This window comes from Vibrio sp. 5S239 (genome assembly GCF_041439575.1).
GTDB lineage: Bacteria > Pseudomonadota > Gammaproteobacteria > Enterobacterales > Vibrionaceae > Vibrio > Vibrio kanaloae.
This window is the reverse complement of the sequence record NZ_JBGOOM010000025.1, coordinates 1-21015: the sequence shown is the minus strand read 5'-3', so window position 1 is coordinate 21015 and position 21015 is coordinate 1. Positions and strand designations below refer to the sequence as shown.

21 protein-coding genes are annotated in these 21015 nt (G+C 44.8%); 16 read left to right on the top strand and 5 right to left on the bottom strand.

Features of this window, described 5'->3' with window-relative positions; translation table 11 throughout:
* Window positions 1–100 precede the first annotated feature (100 nt).
* The 4 genes from ACED48_RS16840 (at window position 101) to ACED48_RS16825 (ending at window position 3859) form a co-directional block, all read left to right on the top strand.
* Window positions 101–817 (top strand): ABC transporter ATP-binding protein, encoded by a 717-nt coding sequence (locus tag ACED48_RS16840; RefSeq protein ID WP_004735279.1) that lies wholly within the window; start codon window positions 101–103, stop codon window positions 815–817.
* Window positions 814–2073 carry an FtsX-like permease family protein gene (locus ACED48_RS16835; protein WP_017055350.1) on the top strand — a complete coding sequence of 420 codons (1260 nt, stop codon included), beginning with the start codon at window positions 814–816 and terminating at the stop codon, window positions 2071–2073. The genes ACED48_RS16840 and ACED48_RS16835 overlap by 4 nt, the downstream gene beginning before the upstream one ends.
* 14 nt (window positions 2074–2087) lie before the next feature.
* Window positions 2088–2600: a DUF3299 domain-containing protein gene (locus tag ACED48_RS16830; protein WP_017055351.1), complete on the top strand. Its 513-nt coding sequence runs from the start codon at window positions 2088–2090 to the stop codon at window positions 2598–2600.
* Between the two features lie 350 nt (window positions 2601–2950).
* Window positions 2951–3859 (top strand): TIGR03899 family protein, encoded by a 909-nt coding sequence (locus ACED48_RS16825; protein WP_017055353.1) that lies wholly within the window; start codon window positions 2951–2953, stop codon window positions 3857–3859.
* Between the two features lie 111 nt (window positions 3860–3970).
* On the opposite strand, the gene cysC is transcribed toward ACED48_RS16825, so the two are convergent.
* From cysC to cysD, 4 genes are all read right to left on the bottom strand, one after another.
* Window positions 3971–4591: an adenylyl-sulfate kinase gene (gene cysC, locus ACED48_RS16820; protein WP_017055354.1), complete on the bottom strand. Its 621-nt coding sequence runs from the start codon at window positions 4589–4591 to the stop codon at window positions 3971–3973.
* Between the two features lie 24 nt (window positions 4592–4615).
* Window positions 4616–6340: an SLC13 family permease gene (locus tag ACED48_RS16815; RefSeq protein WP_017055355.1), complete on the bottom strand. Its 1725-nt coding sequence runs from the start codon at window positions 6338–6340 to the stop codon at window positions 4616–4618.
* Between the two features lie 64 nt (window positions 6341–6404).
* The gene (gene cysN, locus ACED48_RS16810) at window positions 6405–7835 is read right to left on the bottom strand and encodes a sulfate adenylyltransferase subunit CysN (protein WP_017055356.1); all 1431 of its coding nucleotides are present in this window, start codon (window positions 7833–7835) and stop codon (window positions 6405–6407) included.
* Window positions 7836–7853: 18 nt separating this feature from the next.
* Window positions 7854–8798, bottom strand: a complete 945-nt coding sequence (gene cysD / locus ACED48_RS16805) for a sulfate adenylyltransferase subunit CysD (protein ID WP_261382954.1) — start codon at window positions 8796–8798, stop codon at window positions 7854–7856.
* A gap of 399 nt (window positions 8799–9197) precedes the next feature.
* On the opposite strand from cysD, the gene ACED48_RS16800 reads away from it, so the two are divergent.
* The 10 genes from ACED48_RS16800 (at window position 9198) to ACED48_RS16755 (ending at window position 18794) form a co-directional block, all read left to right on the top strand.
* Complete coding sequence (locus ACED48_RS16800; RefSeq protein WP_017055358.1) at window positions 9198–11174, top strand: bifunctional 2',3'-cyclic-nucleotide 2'-phosphodiesterase/3'-nucleotidase; 1977 nt, start codon at window positions 9198–9200, stop codon at window positions 11172–11174.
* Between the two features lie 285 nt (window positions 11175–11459).
* Entirely contained in the window at window positions 11460–12047 is a 588-nt protein-coding gene (locus ACED48_RS16795; protein WP_017055359.1) for a DedA family protein, read from the top strand.
* Complete coding sequence (locus tag ACED48_RS16790; RefSeq protein ID WP_017055360.1) at window positions 12044–13177, top strand: ATP-grasp domain-containing protein; 1134 nt, start codon at window positions 12044–12046, stop codon at window positions 13175–13177. The genes ACED48_RS16795 and ACED48_RS16790 overlap by 4 nt, the downstream gene beginning before the upstream one ends.
* Before the next feature lie 19 nt (window positions 13178–13196).
* Window positions 13197–13739 (top strand): hypothetical protein, encoded by a 543-nt coding sequence (locus ACED48_RS16785; RefSeq protein ID WP_017055361.1) that lies wholly within the window; start codon window positions 13197–13199, stop codon window positions 13737–13739.
* 2 nt (window positions 13740–13741) lie between these two features.
* Window positions 13742–14491 carry an NRDE family protein gene (locus ACED48_RS16780; protein ID WP_017055362.1) on the top strand — a complete coding sequence of 250 codons (750 nt, stop codon included), beginning with the start codon at window positions 13742–13744 and terminating at the stop codon, window positions 14489–14491.
* A 12-nt stretch (window positions 14492–14503) separates the two neighbouring features.
* On the top strand, window positions 14504–14941 hold the full coding sequence (locus ACED48_RS16775) for a YHS domain-containing (seleno)protein (RefSeq protein WP_017055363.1): 438 nt from the start codon (window positions 14504–14506) through the stop codon (window positions 14939–14941).
* Window positions 14942–15043: 102 nt separating this feature from the next.
* Entirely contained in the window at window positions 15044–16798 is a 1755-nt protein-coding gene (locus ACED48_RS16770; RefSeq protein WP_017055364.1) for a lysophospholipid acyltransferase family protein, read from the top strand.
* A gap of 71 nt (window positions 16799–16869) precedes the next feature.
* Window positions 16870–17436 carry a Crp/Fnr family transcriptional regulator gene (locus ACED48_RS16765; protein WP_017055365.1) on the top strand — a complete coding sequence of 189 codons (567 nt, stop codon included), beginning with the start codon at window positions 16870–16872 and terminating at the stop codon, window positions 17434–17436.
* A 57-nt stretch (window positions 17437–17493) separates the two neighbouring features.
* Window positions 17494–17946 carry a GNAT family N-acetyltransferase gene (locus tag ACED48_RS16760; RefSeq protein WP_017055366.1) on the top strand — a complete coding sequence of 151 codons (453 nt, stop codon included), beginning with the start codon at window positions 17494–17496 and terminating at the stop codon, window positions 17944–17946.
* Entirely contained in the window at window positions 17946–18794 is an 849-nt protein-coding gene (locus tag ACED48_RS16755) for a DMT family transporter (RefSeq protein ID WP_017055367.1), read from the top strand. The genes ACED48_RS16760 and ACED48_RS16755 overlap by 1 nt, the downstream gene beginning before the upstream one ends.
* Before the next feature lie 43 nt (window positions 18795–18837).
* On the opposite strand, the gene ACED48_RS16750 is transcribed toward ACED48_RS16755, so the two are convergent.
* On the bottom strand, window positions 18838–19416 hold the full coding sequence (locus ACED48_RS16750; protein ID WP_017055368.1) for a LysM-like peptidoglycan-binding domain-containing protein: 579 nt from the start codon (window positions 19414–19416) through the stop codon (window positions 18838–18840).
* Window positions 19417–19630: 214 nt separating this feature from the next.
* Here ACED48_RS16750 and ACED48_RS16745 point away from each other — a divergent pair, with 214 nt between their 5' ends.
* Window positions 19631–20251 carry an FKBP-type peptidyl-prolyl cis-trans isomerase gene (locus tag ACED48_RS16745; RefSeq protein WP_017055369.1) on the top strand — a complete coding sequence of 207 codons (621 nt, stop codon included), beginning with the start codon at window positions 19631–19633 and terminating at the stop codon, window positions 20249–20251.
* A 134-nt stretch (window positions 20252–20385) separates the two neighbouring features.
* Entirely contained in the window at window positions 20386–20880 is a 495-nt protein-coding gene (locus ACED48_RS16740; RefSeq protein ID WP_017055370.1) for a DUF2780 domain-containing protein, read from the top strand.
* Window positions 20881–21015 lie beyond the last annotated feature (135 nt).

Below are 21015 nucleotides of genomic sequence, written 5' to 3'. Positions count from 1 at the left end.
TAAGTATTCACTTACTTGGCTGTACAAATCGGTGTGCTCTGGGAATTTATTATTCTAATAACTGTCCAGTAGAGACACCGCTTTAATTATTGGAGCTAATATGTCTTTTGACAGTTCATCACTTGTGGTCAAACTCGAAAATATCAGCTTTCGTTGGAAGCCTGAATTGCCCCCAACGCTAGAGATCCCCTCACTGCATATCCAAGCCCAAGAGCACCTTTTCATCAAAGGGCCTAGTGGTTGCGGGAAATCAACATTGTTAGGGTTACTGACCGGAATCAACCAAGCTGAACAAGGCGAAGTATCTATCCTTGGCCAAGATCTCACACAGCTAACACCTCGCCAGAGAGACAAATTCAGAGCCGATCATATTGGTTATATATTCCAACAATTTAACCTGCTTCCTTACTTGTCTGTCATCGACAACGTGACGCTTCCTTGTCAGTTTTCTAAGATTCGTAAGCAGCAAGTCACTGAAAGTCAGAACAGCTTGCAAGCAACCGCTCAAGAGTTGTTGCTCAGATTAAAGCTACCTCAAGCTCTAATGGACAAGCCCGTTACCGAGTTGAGTATTGGTCAACAACAACGTGTTGCTGCCGCTCGTGCTTTGATCGGCCAACCCAAAATCATTATTGCCGACGAACCGACATCGGCTCTGGATCATGACAACCGAGAAGCCTTTATCGAACTGTTGCTAGAACAAGCGAATCAGGCGGGTTCTACCCTGATCTTTGTCAGTCACGATCCAACACTAGAAAAACTGTTCACTCGAACCATAGATTTAAAAACCGTTAACCAAGCTAAGGTTGTCGTATGAAAGTCATTACTCACTTAGCCTTAAAAAGCGTACTCAACCGTAAAGCCACAGCCATTCTGACTATTCTCACTGTGGCGGTTTCAGTCATTCTATTACTCGGTGTGGAACGTGTAAGAACCGAAGCTAAGAGCAGCTTTGCGAATACGATTTCAGGTACTGACCTTATCGTCGGTGGCCGCTCTGGTCAGGTAAACCTGCTGCTTTATTCCGTATTTAGAATCGGTAATGCGACCAACAACATCGACTGGAAAAGCTATGAAGAATTTAGCCAGCACAACGCTGTAAAGTGGGCGATCCCAATCTCATTGGGTGATTCACATAAAGGCTTCCGCGTAATGGGTACCAATCATAGCTACTTCGAGAATTATCGCTATGGAAGTAAGCAACCACTTACTTTTCAGCAAGGCAAAGAGTTCAATCAGCTATTTGATGTGGTGATTGGTGCCGATGTCGCGAAGAAGTTAGATTACAAGATTGGTGATCACATCATTCTGGCGCACGGTATCAGTGATGTCGCCTTCAGTCGCCACGACAACCTGCCCTTCACGATTGTCGGAATACTCGCACCAACCGGAACACCGGTAGATAAAACGGTGCATGTGTCATTAGAGGCAATTGAAGCGATTCACGTTGGCTGGGAATCGGGGGCTAACCTCGGTCACACACCAGATGCTGAAACGTTAAAAACTTATGATTTCCAACCTAAGCAGATTACCGCCATGATGGTTGGGCTTAAATCTAAGATCCAAACCTTTGCACTGCAACGAGAAATCAATAACTACCGCCAAGAGCCGTTGAGCGCTATTATGCCGGGCATTGCTCTGCATGAATTGTGGGGAATGATGGCAGTAGCAGAGCAAGCACTACTGATTGTATCAGGCTTTGTTGTCATTGCGGGACTGTTAGGGATGCTGAGTAGTCTACTCACTAGCTTGCAAGAAAGACGCAGAGAGATGGCTATTCTTCGTGCAATGGGAGCAAGGCCTCGCCATGTCTTCGGTTTACTGATCAGTGAAGCCAGTGCCCTGACCTTTCTGGGAATCACACTTGGCGTCTCACTCTTATTTGCCCTGATCGCAGTGGTTGCCCCTATTGTGCAACAAAGTTATGGTATCAACATATCGATATCCGCAATCACACCTCATGAGTGGAAACTGCTTATGTTGGTGCAAGTTGCTGGAATCATTATCGGCTTTATTCCCGCTTTCAGGGCTTACCGTCAGTCATTGTCTGATGGCATGACTATTAGAATCTAAAATAGGAACCTACGATGCAACGCAAATTCCTACTGATACTTGGGTTACTTATGTTCCCATTGATCAGCACAGCTCACGCTGAAACCACTCAGACTGACGAATCGGTATTAACACTCGATTGGATTGACTTGATTCCAGAGTCAGAGCGAGCACAACTCGACTCATTTGGCATGCCAACGGTCGATCACTCGCAGGAAAGCCCACAACAATCGACACTTGGCGCAGTTCGTCCGGAACTGAATGGTAGCAAAGTGAAAATTCCTGGTTTTGTGATTCCACTAGAAGGTGATGAGAACATGATCACAGAGTTTCTGCTGGTGCCTTACTTTGGCGCATGTATCCACGTGCCACCACCGCCGCCAAACCAAATTATCTACGTAAAGTTTCCACAAGGAGCACCAATACAACAATTATGGGATGTGATCTATTTAGTAGGTACGCTGAAAACAGAGTCAATAAGCCACGACTTAGCTCAAACAGGTTATCTTATTGAAGGCACAGCGATTGAAGAGTATGACGATATGTAGCCATTAGAGGGGTGGCTTAAGGATGAGCTACCGTCACCGAACAAGTGATATTATTCAATAACAGTTTAATAACTAGAGCTTTCATCTAAATTATACGATGTAATTAGACATATAAGCTAGAAAACCAACATAAGTAACGAGTAATACCCCTATGCCAAGCTTTTTCTTCAGCTTATTATCATTAACTTGATTCATAAATCCCCCTTGATAATTACAACAAATTTAACATTTTATTATCATTATAAAAAGTAAAATTTTGTTGAAGTCTTCAACTCTGCACGCAAAATCTAGCCACTAATAAGATAAAGAGTTACATTTTAGGCAGTTAAATCGTCTCCTACGGTACTTTTATGTCTGAAACCAAACAACCAGTAATTATTGAGCATGCAAGTGATACACAGCATAAGCATGATAAAAAGCCTCATATTGCCGACAGTGCAAGCAGAATGCTGCATATCGCACAAACCTTCGGCTTAGATTCCTTAATCGTTCATAGTGTAAAACCAAACGGTAAAGCTGAGAGCACGCTTATCGAACGAGCCCTATTGCGTGAGAAAAAACGTAAGGAGCTGCGTCAAAAGAATCTAGAGCAGATTCTCAAATTGGCGCACTCTTCCTGTAAGGATGAAGCCGCGGGAGACCCGGATCAGGACTGGCTATACCGTTTTTTCGATATGGCGCAAGAGATCCATAATACATCGATGCAAAGACTCTGGGCTCAGGTGTTAAAAAGAGAAGTTACCAATCCAGGCTCAACCTCGATGAAGGCGCTGAAAATATTGCAAGACATGACCCCAAAAGAAGCATTAACTCTGCAAAGAGCAGCTTCACTGGGCTGCAGTTTTGGCAGTGATAACAGCAGGAAACTATTACTTGGTTTTAAATCCCATGCAGGAATATTCAGCTTTGGTAAAAGAGACTCCACCAACACTATCAACCTAGGTGGACACAATCTGCCCTACTCTAGCCTGCTTCACTTAATTGAGATCGGTATCATTCTAGGTACTGAATTAGAGTCTGGTGAAATTGATTTCGATCCAGCGTTACACTTGGCTTACCAAGGTAAGAGCATGTCACTGGCACCTATATCAAAAGGGGTTAAGCTGGTTTACTACCGATTTAGTCCAACAGGCAATGAGCTGTGTACCTTACTTGGCAACAAACCCAACATGCAGTACTACGACCAACTGATTACTCTGTTGAGCCAAAAATTCACGGTACAGACAGAAACGAAAAGCACCGTAAACTACACTGTTTAGCAATATGATTGAAGAGATAGGCTTGCAGTCTCGACACAACCAAGGCTACGTTACTGAAAGGGACATTCAATACATGGCTAAGTAAGCGTAGTCTCAGTCATACCACTCAACTCAATTGGCTAAAATGTTGCGCTTCTCTAAAGCGTCAATACACAATTCTACTAACTCATCGAGTGTTTTCTCTCCCGCGGGTAGATCTATCTCAGGACTCTGCGGCGCCTCGTAAGCTGAGCTAATGCCAGTGAAATTAGGGATTTCTCCAGCGCGCGCTTTCTTATACAGCCCTTTGGGGTCACGCTGCTCACACACCTCAAGTGGCGTATTTACAAACACCTCAAGAAACTCACCTTCCGGCAATAAATCACGCACTAACTGTCTTTCCGCTTGATGTGGCGAAATAAACGCTGACAACACGATCAAACCTGCATCTGCCATCAATTTAGCGAGCTCACCAATACGACGGATATTCTCTCGGCGATCTTGCTCAGAGAAACCAAGGTCACTACATAGCCCATGACGAACATTATCGCCATCCAACAAATAAGTATGGTAACCAAGCTGTGCCAAACGATTCTCTAGTGCCCCTGCGACTGTCGACTTTCCAGAACCAGACAACCCCGTGAACCAGAGCACGGCGGGCTTTTGTGATTTCAAATCAGAACGGAATGTTTTATTAATCGAGTGTTGGTGCCACACAACATTCTCATCTTTTGGCTTGAGTACTGCGGTCATAATGAGTCCTTTAAATAAAGAGCATTAAAATGGGAAAAAGTAAGGAATTAAGGTCAAGACCAAACCCGAATAGACAATCGAGATTGGAATGCCGATGCGCAGATAATCCGTGAGGTGGTAATTACCTACGCTATAAACTAGCAAATTGGTTTGGTAGCCGTATGGCGAAATAAAACTGGCACTCGCTCCAAACAAAACCGCCATAATGAACGGCATTGGGTCGACACCATAGCCAACAGCCATGCTGTAACCAATAGGAAACGAGAGTGCTGCGGCCGCATTATTGGTAACCAGTTCAGTCAACACCAACGTCATAAAGTAAGTCGCGACTAACGCACCAAACACGCCCCAACCATTAAAGGCTTCCATAAACATCAGCCCCATACGCTCAGACAGACCCGATGAAATCATCAGTTGAGCAATCGACAGCGCTGAACCTACAATTACCACAATATCAACGGGAAAACGTCGGCGAAGTTCACCAAGCTGTACCACTCCAAAGGCCACCAGCAATAAAAGAAAGACAGCTAAGCCTTTGATAATAGGTAGTACGTCAGCAAGTGCTAGGCCAATTACACTGGCGAAGCCAAATAGAACTAACGTCGACTTATCAGCATCCAGCTTGGCACTCGAATCTAGGTCATTCATCAACACAAACTCTTTGTTGTGTTGCTGACGCTGCTCTTCAAAACGTTTACCGGGAACCAAAATCAAGGTATCACCAGCCGTTAAAGTGATGTTTCCAAGGCCACCTTCAAGGCGCTCATGGCCACGACGAATAGCCACTACAACCGCATCGAAACGGTCTCTAAACTGACTGGTTTTCAGGGTTTTGTTACAGAAGCTGGCCGAAGAGCTCACCACAACTTCAACAAAGCTCTGGCCATTAAGGTGATGTTGACCAAACAGAGTCAGCCCTTGGATTTCTTGCAGTGTCGCTACGCTCTCGACGTCGCCACAAAACAGTAATCGATCACGAGCTTGAAGAATAAAATTAGGGTCAATAGACGCGGTGGTTTTACCGTCTCGAATCACTTCCGCTAAGAAGAGTTTTCTCAGTGCTCTTAGGTTGTTCTCACTAACACTGCGGCCAACTAACGGTGAGCCCGGTTCAACTCTGGCTTCTAAGAAGTAAGGCAGATCATCTTGAGATCCATCATCGTAACTGGGTAGAAAGTAGCTTAGAGGAATAAGGATCAACACACCACCGACCAAGACTGCCAAGCCAATTAGGGTGGGGGTGAAAAAATTCAGGCTCGGTAATCCCGCATCTTCAACAAAGCTATTAATGATCAAGTTGGTTGAAGTGCCGATCAATGTCAGCGTGCCACCTAATATGGCAGCGTATGACAACGGGATAAGCAATTGGGAAGGCGCATGTTGCTGATTACGTTTAATCGCACCGATCAGAGAAACAACGACTGCCGTGTTATTGGTAAAAGATGAAAGTAACGCGGTGGAAATACCCAACTTCGCGACTACTGTACCTAGCCGACCTTCAGATATATTGCGGCTAACCCAGCTGATTAAGCGAGTTTTCTCCAACGCACTCGATGCGAGGATCAGAAGAATTAAAGTCAGTAGTGAGGAGTTAGTGAAGTTATTAGCCAGGCTCGACAAGTCAATCATTCCTGCCATAAAAGCAATAAACGCCGCACCAGCAAAGATAAAGCTCGGCTTAATACGGGTTACGAGTAGGCAAGTAATGATGCCAAGCAAAATCGCTAATACAAATCCTTGTTGCCACATATACCCGTCCTTTATGGCGGAAACGATGGGTTTCCGCCTGATTCAATAAGCGATGACTTGGTCGTTATGACTTCAGTAGTTGGCTTAAATCTTTGGCATCCCAATGAGGGAAATGTTTGCGAACCAATGCGTTAAACTCAAGTTCAAATGCAGAGAAGTGACCAGCTTGCTGTTCAACTGAGCCCAAACGGTCTCGAATCAAACCAGCGCCAACCGTCACGTTAGTCAGACGATCAATAACGATGAAGCCTCCGGTATCAGCACTTTCACGATATTTATCCAACGCAATAGTCTCGTTCAGTGACCACTCACACAAGCCAATACCATTCAGCGGTAACTCGTCAACTTCGTGAGTCGACAGGTTGTTGATGTCGTATTGGTGACGAACCGTTTCAACCTGACCGACGGTTTTCTTGCCTGCGATTTTAATGTCGTAAGCTTTACCCGGTTGCAGTGGTTGTTCTGTCATCCACACGATATCGGCTAATACGTGGTTAGTTGATTCAATCTGCGCGTTTTCCAACACAATCAAATCACCACGACTGATGTCGATCTCATCTTCAAGTGTCAGCGTGACTGCTAAGCCCGCTTGCGCAGATTCCAAGTCACCATCAAAGGTAACAATACGTGCAACCTTAGAGCTTTTACCTGACGGCAGAGCCTTGATTTCATCACCGACACTCACACGACCAGAGGCGACAGTGCCAGCAAAGCCACGGAAGTCTAAGTTAGGACGGTTCACATATTGCACAGGGAAACGGAACTCACCTGCAGAACGCTTTTTATCAATATCGACGTTCTCTAACACTTCTAATAAAGACGGACCTTCGAACCATGCGAGCTCTTTATTTGACGTTGCTACGTTAATGCCTTCAAGCGCCGAAACCGGCAAGATCTGAATATTGGTTTCGCCTTCTAGGTTTTCAGCAAACTCTAGATATTGATCGCGAATCTCTTCAAAACGATCTTGCGAATAATCCACCAAATCCATCTTGTTCACTGCAACGATGAAATGCTTCAAACCAAGCAGGTTAGAAATAAACGAGTGACGACGTGTTTGATCCAGCACGCCCTTACGAGCATCAATCAAGATCACTGCCAGATCACACGTTGAAGCGCCTGTTGCCATGTTGCGCGTATACTGCTCATGCCCTGGGGTATCAGCAATAATGAATTTACGTTTTTGCGTCGAAAAGTAGCGGTAAGCTACGTCGATCGTGATGCCTTGCTCACGTTCAGCCTGCAAGCCATCAACAAGCAGTGCCAAGTCAGGCTTCTCACCTGTGGTGCCCACTCGTTGGCTATCTGAGTGAACCGCGGCTAGCTGATCTTCATAAATCTGTTTTGTATCATGGAGTAAGCGACCGATTAAGGTACTTTTACCGTCATCTACTGAGCCACAAGTTAAAAATCTAAGCATAGATTTATGCTGATGCTGACTTAGATAACCTTCAATTCCTAGTTCAGCCAATTCGGCTTCTACTGCACTATTCATTTTTCTTTCCTTAGATTCTTAGAAATAACCTTGGCGCTTTTTCAGCTCCATAGAGCCCGACTGATCATGGTCAATCGCTCGACCTTGACGCTCACTGGAGGTTGCCACCAGCATTTCTTCAATAATGCCAGTGAGCGTATTCGCCTCAGATTCAACCGCTCCAGTTAGTGGGTAGCAGCCTAAAGTACGAAAACGAACGCTTTTCTCTTCGATCACTTCACCTTCTTGCAACTCCATACGCTCGTCATCGACCATGATCAGCATGCCATCACGTTCAACAACAGGGCGCTTATCCGATAGGTAAAGTGGAACAATATCGATGCTCTCTAGATAGATGTATTGCCAAATATCCAGTTCAGTCCAGTTTGATAACGGGAATACACGGATGCTTTCGCCCTTATTAACCTGACCGTTATAAGTGTGCCAAAGCTCTGGACGTTGGTTTTTTGGGTCCCACGTGTGGTTCTTATCGCGGAAAGAGTAAACACGCTCTTTTGCTCTAGATTTTTCTTCATCACGACGCGCACCACCAAAAGCAGCATCGAACCCATACTTGTTTAACGCCTGCTTGAGGCCCTGAGTTTTCATGATGTCCGTATGTTTCGAAGAACCATGTACAAATGGGTTACAACCCATCTCGATACCTTCAGGGTTTTTATGTACCAATAAATCAAAGCCATACTTTTCTGCTGTACGGTCACGGAATTCGATCATCTCGCGGAATTTCCAATCCGTATCAACGTGTAATAATGGGAATGGAATCTTTCCTGGGTAAAACGCTTTGCGAGCTAAATGAAGCATCACAGAAGAATCTTTACCGATGGAGTACATCATCACTGGGTTATCAAACTCAGCCGCCACTTCACGGATAATATGGATACTTTCCGCTTCTAGCTGTTTTAGGTGGGTTAAACGTTCTTGGTCCATTACAGTGCTTCCTTTAAGGCTCGCATAACGAGCAATTCATTACTTGTTCTTGCCAAGTAAGGGATTTAACTCATCCACTTCAGTGAATAGGAGTATTGGCACTAGAAGAAAAAGAAGCTTCGTTTTGAGCTGTCCTTGCTATTCATCTGCCTGATACGTCCTTGACTTAGGCATTATGACGAGCCTCTCATATTACTGGAAATTCTAAAATTTCATTCTTTATTCGAAAAGCTGATAAGGAACTGAATTCATCGATAGATAGACCTATTAAATTGGTATCAATTATTTGTCGATTTAACAGATTTGGGAGGCTCATTGCAGAGCAGCACAAAGTAATCGATCTAAGTCACGGATTAAAATTAGCTGTAATCATTGTTTCATTGCATTTTGTTACATTACGCAATGAATTTTCTACCATCCACTTTGGAGCCCACAATGAAAGTTGCAATAAAACCTTTGTCATTGGCTGTACTTGCAGGCCTTGGTCTGACTCTAGCAGGCTGCACAACCACACCAGATACCGATGAAGTGATTAAACTACGTGTCGTAGAAACAACGGACATCCATACCAACCTAATGGATTACGACTACTACAAAGACAAGCCATCAAAAAAAATCGGCTTAGCACGTACTGCAACCCTAGTAAAAGAAGCGCAAAGCGAAGTAATCAACAGCGTATTGGTTGATAACGGTGACTTACTGCAAGGTAGCCCAATGGGTGACTACATGGCAGACAAAGGTATCGAAGCAGGTGAAGTTCACCCCGCATACAAAGCCATGAATCAACTAAGCTATGAGGCTGCAAACCTAGGTAACCACGAATTCAACTACGGTCTTGAGTTCCTAGAAGAATCGATCAACGACGCTGATTTCCCGTACATCAGTGCTAACGTTTACGATGCAAAAACCAAAAAACACTACTTCACGCCATACATCATCAAGACGCACACGTTTGAAGATACTGCAGGCGTAGAGCATGAAGTAAAAGTGGGTTACATCGGTTTTGTTCCACCACAAATCATGACGTGGGATAAGAAGAATCTAGAAGGCAAAATGATCGCTCGCGATATCATTGAGACCGCTAACGAGTTAGTGCCTCAAATGAAAGCGGAAGGCGCAGAGGTTATCGTTGCTATCCCTCACTCTGGCGTATCTCAAGACCCATACAAAGCTGGCGAAGAGAACTCTACGCTTTACCTTTCTGAAGTAGAAGGCATTGATGCTATCGCATTCGGCCACTCTCACGCCGTGTTCCCAGGTAAAGGGTTCGACAACATCCAAGGCGTTGACAACGAAAACGGCACCATGAACGGTGTTGCGGCAGTAATGCCAGGTCGTTGGGGTAGCCACGTTGGTGTTATGGATCTAACACTTGCACAAAAAGACGGTAAGTGGGAAGTGGTTAAGGGCCAATCGGAAGCGCGTCCTATCTACGACAAAGTAGAGAAGAAGTCGCTTGCTGCTGCTGATGAAGGCATCGTAACGGCACTAGAGAAAGACCACGCGGGTACTCGTGAGTTTGTTAACCAACCAATAGGTAAAGCAGACGATGTGATGTACAGCTTCCTGTCTCTAGTACAAGACGATCCAACCGTACAGATTGTTAACCTTGCACAGAAAGATTACGTTGAGCAATTCATCCAAGGTGACCCAGACCTAGATGGCACACCAGTACTTTCAGCGGCTGCACCATTCAAAGCAGGCGGTCGTAAAAATGACCCAGCTAACTTCACTGAAGTAGAATCTGGTCAACTGACATTCCGTAACGCAGCTGACTTGTACCTTTACCCGAACACGCTAGTTGCGATGAAGGTAACAGGTCACGAAGTAAAAGAGTGGCTTGAGTGTTCTGCTGGTCAGTTCAACCAAGTGGATGTTAACTCAACAGCACCACAACAGTTGATCGAGTGGGATAATTTCCGCACTTACAACTTCGATGTTATCGACGGTGTTGATTACCAAATCGACGTCACTCAACCTGCGAAATACGATGCAAACTGTAAAGTCGTTAACCCTGACTCACAACGTATTGTTAGCCTAACTTACCAAGGTAAGCCAATCGACATGAAGCAAGACTTCTTGATCGCAACCAACAACTACCGTGCATACAGTGCTAAGTTCCCAGGTACCGGTGAAGACTTCATCGCATTTGATGCACCAGATGAGAACCGTACTGTACTTGCAAACTACATCTCTCGCGTAAGCAAAGAACAAGGCCAAGTGAGCCCAACAGCTGACAACAACTGGTCATTCGCACCAATCAAAACGGATAAAAAGCTAGATATCCGCTTTGAAACATCGCCAAGTGAGAAAGCGGCACAATTCATCAAAGATAAGGGTCAATACCCAATGAAACGTGTTGCGACTGACGATGTTGGCTTCGGCGTTTACCAAATTGACCTAACTAAATAGATTACTCAATTAATCAATAGTTAACCGTCTAAAAGGCTGAGTTTAACGACTCAGCCTTTTTGTTTTCTCGTCTAAATTCACAGTTTAAAGCCTTAACTTTCGAACCTCAAACTCCTGCTCATTCTTCATCTAAACAACACAGCTCAAGCCGCTAATTGAATCCAATCAACGTAAAAAAGCAGCAATACGCTGTAAGTTTTTCTCAGCTCCTCCTGTCTATTTAATTTACTACACTCAATGAATGGCCAATAAGCCATTCATCTATAGGATAGATAAGGACATTTGATGGGCACCGTCGAGAGCATTCAAGCATGGTTAAATTCAGGAGAGGAGTCGCTGCTATGGCTGATGCTTGGCATTATTGCGCTTTCTTACCTGCTTGAAGATCTGGCCATCGTTACGGCGGCAGGTTTAGCGACCCAAGGGCTCATCCCACCTCAATATGCGTTACTTGCGATTTTCATTGGCATTGCTACTGGTGATCTTGGCCTTTATTACCTTGGTAAATCAGGACGTTATTTCAGAGGCGTTCGTTACAAAGCCCTCACCAACCGATACTTTCGAATGCTTCGCACCAAATTACGTCAAAACGCATTCAGCAGTCTTTTTGTCATTCGCTTTATACCGGGGCTTCGTACCGTTGGTTTTACCTTAAGTGGTTTTTTCGCCATACCACTGCCTACTTTCTTGTTTGCCGTTATTAGCGCGACAGCGATCTGGACTGGCATTGTCTTCTCTGCCATCTACTATTTAGGGACATCAGCGTGGCTGCAAGCCTCTGAATATCAATGGATCATCATCCCGTGTGCCATCGCTTTGCTGCTAGTCGGCAATCGATTAATGAATAAAACCTACTCTAGAGGATTATCATGAGTTCACCGCAAGATATTCACATCATTACAGCACATCAAATTAATGCCGGCATGCCCCTGCTTGAAAAAGATACCGTGCGCAGTATCTCTCCTTACGAGTTTCTTCCGACGTGGTTCTTTTACACTCCAGTAGTGATTCAAAGCCTGATACAAGGGTTACGGCACTTTGACTGGGCGCTGCCGCTCATCGCCAACCCGAGCATCAAACTCAGTGGCATGGTCGGCGAATCAAAGCATGAGATATTGAGCCTTGCCGGATCTTCAAGTCAGCGTTGGATCTCACCGTTTATCACCCTAACCAAAACGGATCTCAGCAGTAAAAAACAAGCCGAAAATGCACACTGCGCATTGATACAATCGGATCTCGATTTCCCTATTGTGGCGAAACCGGATCTGGGTTGCCGAGGTGTTGGAGTAAAACTGATCAACAACCAAGATCAGCTTGAGCAATATATTGAATCCTTCCCAATTAGTGCTCGCTTTCTATTGCAAAAAAAGGCGCCTTATCAGGCTGAAGCGGGTGTTTTCTATGTTCGTTATCCAAACAAAAAACAAGGTGAGATCATCTCGATCACTCTTAAATATTCGCCAATGGTGACGGGGGATGGTACCTCGACACTCAAACAGTTAATCGAGAACAGCCCACGTGCTGGGCAGCTCAGTCACCTGTATCTACCAAGACATCAAGATAAATTGGATCGAGTACTCGCAGAGGGCGAAGAATTCCAACTTGCGTTCGCAGGTAGCCATAGCCGTGGCAGTATCTTCCGAGACGGAAATCAATACATAACTCAAGCTTTAACCGAATGTTTAGATGAGATATTCGACGACTTCGATGGCTTCCATTTTGGTCGACTCGACGTCAAGTTTAAGGACATGTACAGCCTAATGAAAGGTGAGGATTTCACCATCCTTGAGGTCAATGGTGCAAGCAGTGAAGCCGGGCACATCTGGGATCGCAACACACCACTACGAGAGATATTTTCCACACTACTTCTGCAATACCGCATTCTTTTTGATATTGGCGCTCAACAAAAACAAAGAGGCCATCAACCTCCTTCTTTTAAGAGCTTGCTTCACGCGTGGCAAGAAGAGCGACGCCTTGTTCAACAATATCCGACCACCGACTAACTTTGTACGAGGATCATGAATGAACCCGATAGCCCAACCAATCGCCCTCACTTCTGCCTCTCCCAGTATCAAGGGAGCGACAGAGATATTGAATCAGGGTTTAGAGTTTTTGTTAGCGATATCTGACAGTGACTATCTGACACGAGCAAAGCCGCACGTCACAAGCTCTATTGGTGAGCATACTCGTCATACGCTCGATCTTTTTCATGCTCTGATTTTAAAAGAGAACGCGACCGTTGATTACAATACCCGTCGTCGTGGCCATCCAGTCGAATACAACCGCTCAATTGCAGTCAAAGAGATCCGCTATGTGATCAACTGGCTTGAGCGACTAGACCACAACGATCTCGAAGCGCCCATCATGATCCAAACCGAGGTTTCGATGGATACTCAGGTGTTTGCAAGCCTGCCTTCTACGCTAGAAAGAGAGATCACCTTTGCCGCGCTGCATGCCAATCATCATTACGCGATGATCAAGGTGATCACCAGCTTCCTAGACATGGAAACCTGCAACACTTTTGGTTATGCCCCAGCCACCAGTAGTTATCTGAGGGAGCAATAACCATGTGTTCAGTATCTTGGCTACTTGAAGAAAATGGCTATCAGGTCTTTTTTAATCGTGATGAACAAAAGACGCGAGCACTGGCGATGCCGCCCAAACAATATCGAGTTAACGGTGTCGATATCATCATGCCACTCGACCCAAGTGGCGGTGGTAGTTGGATAAGTATTAATGAGTTCGGGCTTTCGCTTTGTCTACTCAATAACTATCAAGGCATTGTACCTGATGGCCCTTTGGTCAGCCGTGGTTTGTTACTTAAGAACCTATCATCGAGTCGTCATATCAGTCAGCTCTCTGATGCATTTCATAAGCTCGATCTGCATTCCTTTGCCCCGTTTACCCTACTGGCTTTCGCGCCGAACTTAACTCAACACCATGGTTTGGTTATCACCTACATGTGGGATGGCATTCAACAAAAAATAGTCGAAACCGATTCTCCACTCTTCTCATCTGGTGTTGATTTAGAGCGAGTGCAAACCTACCGACAAGCAAAGTACGACCAACTTATGGCAACAGGCAAGAATCAACAGAACTTACTGCAGTTTCACTCTCACCATCACAACGAACAACCTCATTTAGCGACCTGTATGCATCGCGAAGACGCACATACCGTGAGCTTTACACACTTACGTAATCTGCATGGCCAAGCCTCTATGTTTTATACACCCGGCTCGCCATGCGAGCCCATTAAACCATGCCAGATAAATCAGCAACGCTTTAACTTTGATTTATCACCCGCAATCAATCTATAGATGGAGCCCATCATGAGAAAACTATTAACCATGGTTCTGCTACTTGTTAGCCCTTACGTATTTGCCGCCGATGAAATCTACACCGGATTCTTTAGCAGCAAGGCGCTCGATGGCTACGACACCGTCGCGTATTTCACTTCCGGGAAGCCCGTTGAAGGCAGTAAAAAATTCAACACTGAGTACAAAGGGGCGGACTGGTATTTCTCTTCTGAAAAGAATCTGACTTTATTTGTTAATAATCCTGAAAAATATGCCCCTCAATATGGTGGTTATTGTGCTTGGGCCGTATCGGCAAAAAGTGACTTTGCGCCGGGTGACCCACATCAATGGTCGATCGTTGATAACAAGCTTTACCTCAACTACGACCAAGAGATTAAGCAGCGTTGGGAACAAGACCAAGCACAGCACATTCAACAAGCCGATAAAGTTTGGCCGAAACTCATTAAATAGAGCTGAACCAAATCTAGCTATGCGGTGCGGTTTTTAAGTGTGACAGATTTCAAGAATCAAGACGGTTTCCTAAACAACTTTAGTCAATAAGGTAGCTTCATTATGATTGATAGTCCTTTTCGTTTACCACGTTACACGCCTTTGGGGTTGGGTGAGTCTGTTGTCGAGTGGGCAACTGGGCTATCTAAGCTAGACCGACTCTATCAAGATCGACAAAACGAGTTATCTAGCTTCGAGTTCATGAATTACACTCTGTCGGCGCTCAATATCGACTACTCGGTTGCATCGGGAAGCACAGAAAGCATCCCGGAAAAAGGGCCTGTCGTGATTGTGGCTAACCACCCTCTTGGCGCGATTGAAGGCGTGATCCTTGCCGATCTCGTAGGATCGGTAAGAAAGGATGTGAAGGTGTTGGCAAATGAGTTACTTAAACGCCTGCCTGAATTGGATGAGCTTTTCATTGGGGTCGATGTCTTTAATAGTAAAGAATCGAAACGCACCAATGCCAAGGCCATTCGAGATGCCAATCGCCACTTAGCAGACGGTGGACTGTTGATCGTGTTCCCTGCGGGCGAAGTATCGAGTTACCGTAAAGGGACAAAAACACTAACAGACATCGAATGGAGCAAATCGGTTGCCAAATTCGTCAAACGTCATCAAGCCACTACGGTTCCGACCTTCATCAATGGTAAAAACAGTGAACTTTTCTATCAAGCAGGTCGAGTCCATCCGCTATTAAGAACCGCTCTACTCGGCCGTGAACTTCTGAATAAGCAAGCTACGACTATCTCTATCTCAATTGGCTCATCGATTCCGTATTCAGAGATAAAATCGTTTGAAAAAGAGATGGATATCGTCAACTACCTACGACTCAATACCTACCTCATGAGTCAACAAGATAGCCTGAGTACGCCAATCCACGCGCCCTCTTTCGATACCCAAGTGATAGCGCCAATATCACCAGAAGTATTATCAATCGAAATAGACTCACTCCCTGAAGATATGAAACTACTCGATCAGGGCGACTTTGAGGTCTACTGCACACCAAGCCAATCCATTCCAAACTTAATGCGTGAGATCGGTCGAGTCAGAGAAGAGAGTTTCCGAGAAGTTGGAGAAGGCAGCGGGCTTGCTTGTGATTTAGATGAGTACGATCTTTACTACCACCAACTGTTTGTGTGGAACAAAGCGAAGGCAGAATTGGTCGGCGCTTATCGACTTGGTATGGTCGACAAATTAATCGCAGAGCACGGACTTGATCAGCTCTACTCTCGTAGTCTGTTTAACTACAATCAAGAGTTCATCGATACGTTAGACAACAGTATCGAGCTTGGGCGTTCTGTAGTGAGTAAACCTTATCAAAAAAGCCTTAACTCACTGTTACTGCTATGGAAAGGTATCGCAACCTTTGTCTCTCGTCACCCTCAATACACCCACCTATTTGGCCCGGTCAGTATCAGTAATGATTACAGCCACAATGCGCGCCTGTTGATCGCGACCACCTTATCAATTCACCACTACGATGAAGAAAAAGCGCATCTGGTTTCACCTTCTTCACCACTCAATACCAGTAGTCATGTGTTCTGGCAGAATCACCTGCTCTCTTCACTGGCGAGTGTGCCTCTGCTCTCTAAAGTGTTAGCACGTATGGAGCAAGGCAAAGGCCTGCCGGTACTGCTGCGCCAATATCTAGGGATGAACGGTAAGCTGGTGTGCTTTAACGTCGACCCATCATTTAATGATGCGTTAGACGGCTTAATTGTGGTGAACCTTAAGAAAGTACCATTGAAAACTCTAGGTAAATACATGGGTCGAAAACTTGCTCAAGACTATCTAGAACAACATGCTCGACGCTGATTTATCCTGCTCTGTACGTCTCTCCAAATAAGTGCGATGATTTCGGCACTTATTTGGGATAGGTTATTTTCATGCACACCTCTTTTATCGAACAATTACAAAGCTTCGACTTCTCTGAAAATCAAATTGAGTCTCTATTAGGCGTCGCGAAACCGCTTGAACTGCCGACTAGACACATACTGATCAACCAAGGAGAGATGGCGAGCTCAATCTACTTTGTACTTGAGGGCTTGTGCCATGCTTGCTACCTCACTGACGACGGTAAACAATACAGCAAAGAGTTCTACTGGGAACAAGATTGGATCATCGGTTTTGAGAGCCTAATAAAAAAGCAAGCCTCCCCTTATCTACTGGAAACTTTAACGCCAATCACGCTATTAGAACTTCCAATGATAGCCCTAACTGAGTGGCGTTCATCGAATAACCCCTTGTATTTAAAGTTGTTAGAAACTCAACTGATGCATAAAGAAAACAAAGAACGCTTTATGCTACTCTACACCCCAGAGCAACGTTACCAACTTTTCTGCGAACATTATCCCGATCTGGAACAGCGCTTGAACAACAACCAGATTGCAGCCTACCTAGGAATAACCTCGATAAGCCTTAGCAGAATTAAAGGTAGAATTAACAATAGTTAATGCCAATAATCATCACGCATAGTACATTCAGATCATCGATAATCTCTGGATATAAACATGATCAATTGGTACTCACTTCCCTTTACAGAACTTTCAACGCAACAACTTTATCAATTACTTAAATTACGAGTAGATGTATTTGTGGTTGAGCAGACTTGTCCTTATCCGGAGCTTGACGGTAAAGACACACTCGCAGGTGTTCAACACCTATTAGGCTACGCTGATGAAGAATTGGTAGCGTGCGCTCGTTTACTGCCACCGGGCACGACTTATGACAACGCCAGTATTGGTCGAGTCGCAACCAAACAATCCGCAAGAGGTGATGGCCTAGGACACCAACTACTGAAAGAAGCATTAACAAGCTGTGAAGTTTTTTGGCCGGGTACAACCATCGATATTGGCGCACAACAACACCTAGAAAGCTTCTACAAAAGTCATGGATTCAAGACGATCTCTGAGATGTACCTGGAAGATGATATTCCACATGTAGACATGAGATTAGAGAAGTAATGTCGAATATCACTGTCGGTATCCTAATGCTGATTGCGGGTAACCTGTTTGCCTCACTTTCGGACGTAGCAGTTAAACTATTGAATGGCGAAGTACCGCCTCTTCAGTATATTTTTTTCCGACAGTTGATATCCCTACTTATCATCACCCCTTTGTGGCTGCAACAGAAAAAAGAGCAACGACGCTTACAGCAAGCCAAAGTCACCTTTATACGAGGGCAGCTAATATTAATTGGCAGTGGGTGTATGGTTGTGGCGATCACCCATTTATCTTTGGCAACTGCTAACGCTGTGTTTTACGTCGCCCCCTTATTGATGTTGCCTCTTGCTATGTTTCTACTGAAAGAGCAACCAGCACTTGGCAAGGTTATCGCCACTACCATCGGCTTCATTGGTGCGCTGATAGTCTTAAGGCCATCGCAATTCCACTGGGCAGCACTGTTTGCTTTGGGCACAGCGCTCACACTCGCACTCTTCAATGTCCTAGTAAGAAAACTCCCTAGCGAGCAATCGGTGGTCACGACGCTGTGGTGGACAACATTATTCTCAGTTCCAGCTTCATTGATATTATGCTTCCTGTACTGGCAACCGGTTTCCATAGAACATTTGGGATACATTGGATTAAGCGCAACATTGATACTGAGCTATAACGGTCTGGCCGTTGCCGCCTATCAGAAAGCTCACTCTAGCCAAATTGCATTGGCAGAGTATTCGGGGTTAGTCTTTGTTGCATTCATCGGAGCAGCATGGTTCGATGAAATCCCAGACACATTGACCTTTATCGGAATCATGCTGATTATCTTGCCGCTGGCACCTTTCAAACGCCCAAAAAAAAGAGCTAGTCATTAGCTCTTTTCTATCAAAGAATAGGTAGCTATCAACTTCGTCTGATTTACTTGCTTCGACCAAAGCCACCATCAGACAGTCGGAAAAACATCACCGAAGTGTCGCCTTTCTCTAGTTGAAGAATATCCAGTTGACCCGTTTCTGCAACTTTAAATCGCACTAGCTGGCCTTTTCGGATCTGGCTAAGAGGCTTATCAGAGCCTTCAATACGGACTAAAGCGTTAAGATCAGACAGCGGTAAATCATTGTTTCGAAAAACCTGCGCCAAAGTGTCACCTTGCTTAACAAGATACTCCTGCCAGGTGCTAGATTCTGATGGGGTACTTTTTGTATTTTGCTGTTTACTTAACCCAACGGTGTCTATCTCAAGTGCGACACGCGATGTTGATGGAACTACCTCTACTTTAGGCTCTGGGAGCGGCACGAAAAGTAAGACCAATACGATTGGCACTATGACCATCAATAACCTTTGGTGCAACTTCGGCAATGCTTGCCAAGTTTGCGTAACTGTGGCCTTCATTTTTTTTATATCGAGTGAGCTCAATTTGACTTTGAGCTGTAGCAGTCGATCCTTAAGCTCTGCAAAGTGGTCAACTTGCTGTTTTTTCTTTTGACGACGATTCATACCACTGCGTCCTATACGTTGAATCACTACAGTATAAAAACCAAAGTACCAACAGTATAGATCTTTCCGTCACAACGAGGAGCAAAGCAGAAAAATTAACATAGCTGTGATTTTGGGCTTAGTAAAGCACAAGTGATCAGGGGCTAACCATTTCTTCACGATGCTAATACTGGTATTCTTACTGTTTTCGTACTGACAAAAAGAGTGACTTTTCATGTCTGAAGTAAAATTTGAAACTGTAGAGCAAAAAGCAAGCTACGGTATCGGTCTACAAATGGGCCAACAACTTGCTGGTTCTGGTCTTGAAGGCCTAAACGTTGACGCAATCGCTGCCGGTATCGCAACAGCTCTAGTTGGTGACATGCCAGCTATCGAAATTGACGAAATCAACAACGCACTACAAGAGCTACACGCTCGTGGTGAAGCAGCACGTCAAGAACTAGCTAAAGCTGCAGCTGCTGACGGCGAGGCTTTCTTAGCTGACAACGCTCTTCGTTCAGAAGTGACGGTTCTTGAGTCTGGTCTTCAGTACGAAGTACTAACTGAAGGTACTGGCGAAATTCCAACAGCAGACAAGCAAGTACGTGTTCACTACCACGGTGAACTAACTGACGGTACTGTTTTCGACAGCTCTGTATCTCGTGGCCAACCAGCTGAATTCCCAGTAACTGGCGTAATTCAAGGTTGGGTACAAGCTCTACAAATGATGCCTGTTGGCTCTAAGTGGAAGCTATACGTCCCTCAAGATCTAGCATACGGTGAGCGTGGCGCAGGCGCAGCAATCCCACCATTTGCTGCTCTAGTATTTGAAGTAGAACTTCTAGCTGTTCTTTAATTTTTGAAAAAACCTATAGTAAAACAAACTACTATAGGGAAATAAAATTAAAATAATCCAACGGCGATGTCACTACATCGCCGTTTTTCGTTTATAGTGAAAGAGTAAATTACTTTATTACTTAAGGACGAATAATGAAGAAAGTACTCATCACAGTTTTAAGCAGCCTTGCTGTTGTCTCTTGCGCTAGCACTAGCGACTCTGAACAAACCAGTTCATCATCAGATACCAACTATTCCCAACTATCCCAAACTGCACTAATGGCGGCAGTGAATATGTGGTCTCAACAGAACGAAACAACACCTCTTGTGGATACAGTAGCTGACCAAGCTTCTGTTACTAGCGACCAAGCAGTTGGTGGTATTGGTTCAATGTTAGCCCTTGCACAAAACTCACTAGGCACAGTCGACAACAAAGAACTCGCATCACTTATTCCTGGCATGTCGAGCCTAGAGTCTACAGGTCTATCATCGCTATTAAGCTCACAAGGTGCCGTTGAAAGTGCATTTTCTGGATTAGGTATGGATCCATCAATGGTTACGACATTTGCGCCAATCATTCTTCAAGCATTACAGTCACAAGGTGCCACGAGCGGCCTGATGGATTCACTTGCAGCTGTATGGCAATAATCGTTAGTTATTAATAGCTAGCTTGAAATTTGATAAGGGCACTTCGGTGCTCTTTTTTGTGTATGGAAGAAAAGATATGTGAGATACGAGATACGAGATACGAGATACGAGATACGAGATACGAGATACGAGATA